The 2,981-nt window shown below is 61.2% G+C and carries 4 protein-coding genes; 2 read left to right on the top strand and 2 right to left on the bottom strand.

What is annotated here, in order from left to right:
- The coding region (locus A2I95_RS29280) for an AAA family ATPase (RefSeq protein WP_291735543.1) at nucleotides 1–802 on the top strand (802 nt) is incomplete at its 5' end.
- A gap of 337 nt (nucleotides 803–1,139) precedes the next feature.
- On the opposite strand, the gene A2I95_RS29275 is transcribed toward A2I95_RS29280, so the two are convergent.
- Nucleotides 1,140–1,430 (bottom strand): antibiotic biosynthesis monooxygenase, encoded by a 291-nt coding sequence (locus A2I95_RS29275; protein WP_027257217.1) that lies wholly within the window; start codon nucleotides 1,428–1,430, stop codon nucleotides 1,140–1,142.
- 170 nt (nucleotides 1,431–1,600) lie between these two features.
- On the opposite strand from A2I95_RS29275, the gene A2I95_RS29270 reads away from it, so the two are divergent.
- Nucleotides 1,601–2,491, top strand: coding sequence for an AraC family transcriptional regulator (locus A2I95_RS29270; RefSeq protein ID WP_291735540.1), 891 nt, complete (start codon nucleotides 1,601–1,603; stop codon nucleotides 2,489–2,491).
- Nucleotides 2,492–2,507: 16 nt separating this feature from the next.
- On the opposite strand, the gene A2I95_RS29265 is transcribed toward A2I95_RS29270, so the two are convergent.
- Nucleotides 2,508–2,981: hypothetical protein (locus A2I95_RS29265; protein WP_291735539.1), on the bottom strand; the 474-nt coding region annotated here is incomplete at its 5' end.

Raw genomic sequence — 2,981 nt, 5'->3', positions numbered from 1 at the left:
CGGCGTGGGTAAGACCGAACTGACCAAGGCGGTTGCCGGCTTCCTGTTCGACGACGAGCACGCGATGGTCCGCGTCGACATGTCGGAGTTCATGGAGAAACACTCGGTCGCCCGGCTGATCGGCGCGCCTCCGGGCTATGTCGGCTATGATGAGGGGGGGGTGCTGACCGAGGCCGTGCGCCGCCGCCCCTATCAGGTGGTACTGTTCGATGAGGTCGAAAAGGCGCATCCGGATGTGTTCAACGTGCTTCTGCAGGTCTTGGACGACGGCATGCTGACCGACGGGCAGGGCCGTACCGTGGATTTCAAGCAGACGCTGATCATCCTGACCTCGAACCTGGGCGCTCAGGCGCTTAGCCAACTGCCCGAGGGCGCGGATGCCTCAGATGCGCGGCGCGACGTGATGGATGCGGTCAAGGCGCATTTCCGGCCCGAGTTCCTGAACCGGCTGGATGAGACCATTATCTTTGACCGGCTGGCGCGGGCGGATATGGACGGCATTGTTGAGATCCAGCTGGCGCGGCTGCTGAAACGGCTGGCGGGGCGCAAGATCGGGCTGGAGCTGGACGCGGCGGCCAAGACCTGGCTGGCGGATGAGGGTTATGACCCGGTGTTCGGCGCCCGCCCCCTGAAGCGGGTGATCCAGCGCGCCCTGCAAAACCCGCTCGCCGAGGCCCTGCTGGCCGGCGAGATCAAGGCCGGCGACACCGTTCCGGTCTCGGCTGGCAGCGAGGGGTTGATCATCGGCGACCGGCTGGGGACGTCAGACCGGCCCAAGCCCGACGATGCGGTGGTGCATTAAGGAGAAGTAACAAAGAAGGCCCGCCAGCGATGGTGGGCCTTTGTCATGAATGGGGAGCCTTACAGCTCCAGTCGGCGTGCGCCCGTTCGGGCGCGTTCACCCGCCAGGATCAGGCAAAAGTCCTCACCTTCCAGTACCAGTTGGCTGATTGAAGGCGGATTGCGGCGCATGCCCAAGAGGTAGTCAGGCGTACCGGACTTGCGGAGCCTTACGGTATGGAAACGCATCTCCGTGGATGCCGACGCAGCAGTTGCCGGCGAAAACCAAGCCGCCGCGGCGGCAGCGGCTGTGCAGCTAAGGGCGGTGCGGCGCGAAATGCCATTGGAACAGTCCGCCATCAGATCACCAGCCTCTTGTAGTAACGCACCTCGGGCGGTGCGGTCATGAAGGCGGCCAGGCGGGCGAGGACACCGTTTTCGGAAATGGCCTGGATATACGCGGCGTGGTGCTGTTTTGAGAGCCATTCTTCAACAATCAGCAAGCCGCGGGTTTCGTCATCATAATAGAGTGTGACCGACAGGGCGCCGTCAAAGCCGCGCACAGCCGGAAGGCGCTCCGCAAGGAAGGGTTCCAATTCTGCGAACTGCCCTTCCAGTACTTCCATTTCAAGCGTTACCCAGATGCTCATCGGGATCTCCTTTTTTTCGATGAGCAATTCATGGCTGGAATGTGTGCGCTTCGCTAACGTAACCCGATCAATAGTATTGCAATCCGATCAGAAACCTTGGTTAGGTTTCTGCAAATGCAAACACGGGTGAGCATTACCAGCCCGTTCCGGCAACCTGATGGAGCCGCCGCGTGACACACGCCCGAAGCAAGCTGATCGTTATTCCCGATGCATTGAAAGCCTTTTCCTCTACGCGCGAAATTCTGTCGAGCCGGCACGGGCGGCTGATGCACAAGGTACTGCACGCGGATTTGAGAGAGCTGGAGTTTGTCTCCAGCGAGACTTGCATCTGCTATTTGCTGAAAGGCCGGGAACGGTTTTTCGATGCGGATGGCACCTGCACCGAAGTGCAGGCGGGTGAGCTGATTATCATTCCCCCGAACGTCCGGCTTCAGTCGGACTTCCGCTGTCAGGATGGGCCGCTTGAAGCGATGATGATTTTCCTGGCGCCGGCGCTGGTCCGCGATGCGCTCGCACGTTTGGGAAGCGGGCCGGAGGGTGAGCTTGCAGGTTTGGAAACCGTACCTGCGAGCCAAAGGCTGGCCGCGTTTATGAGCGGTGTCGCCGAGGTCTACGGCGACTTGCAGGTGGACGCGGATCTTGTGCGATTGAAACTGATTGAGCTGATTATGCTGCTTGCGGTGTTGCATGACCGCAGCAAGCTGGCGAACACGCTTGCAGGCAGTCTCAGCACGCAGCATCATCGCTCAGTCGCCTATGTGGCCAAGGCGTTTCAGGATCATGACTTGCACACTGCCGACCTTGCAGCATTGTCCGGCCGCTCTGTTCCGACATTCAACCGGGAGTTCCGGCGTATCTTCGGTGCGTCGCCAGCGCAATGGCGCAAGCAACGCAGGCTGGGTCAGGCCAAGGGGTTGCTGGAAAACACCAGGGAGGCGGTCACCGGCATCGGGCTGGCCGTCGGGTATGACAGCACGTCCCATTTTATCAGCGAATTTAAGAAGCAGTTCGGAATGACTCCGGGGCAGTTCCGGGCGGCTATTGCCGCAGCAGGCCCGTAGTCCCAGAGAGACAGCCTCACTGTGCTGCCGCGTCCTTGGCCACCCGCCGCTCATATTTGCGGCGCAGGACTTTCAGGCGGGGTTCCCAATTGTAACGTCCGTCCTCGGTTGTTGCGGACCAGAACAGCTTGCCTCCATAGCGCCAGGGGTCGAGAACGATGCCTTCATAGATCCCATCGCCCTTGGCGGCGATCACCGCGGTGCTGTGGTCGATGCGGAAATCGTTCTTTGGCTCGGCTATGGCGCGCAGCATGGTGAGCGTCTGGAAGTTCTCCTGGCTAAGCCGCGCCTGCATGTCCTCGGCATAATGCACGCAAAGGCCGCGGTCTTTGATCCCGGTGTTCACCATCGTGTTGTGCAGGATCGGCGAGGTGGTGACATTGTACTGCTCGGCCAGCCTGGCGGAGTAGCTGTAGGCGATCTCGGCCGCGCGGCGGGCCTCAGCCGGGTCCACTTTCGGATCCAGGGTTTGCAGCGCCAGCGAGAGTTC

Source organism: Leisingera sp. F5 (assembly GCF_001593695.1).
The sequence above is the reverse complement of the archived record's forward strand: the minus strand, read 5'-3'. Positions and strand labels throughout refer to the sequence as shown.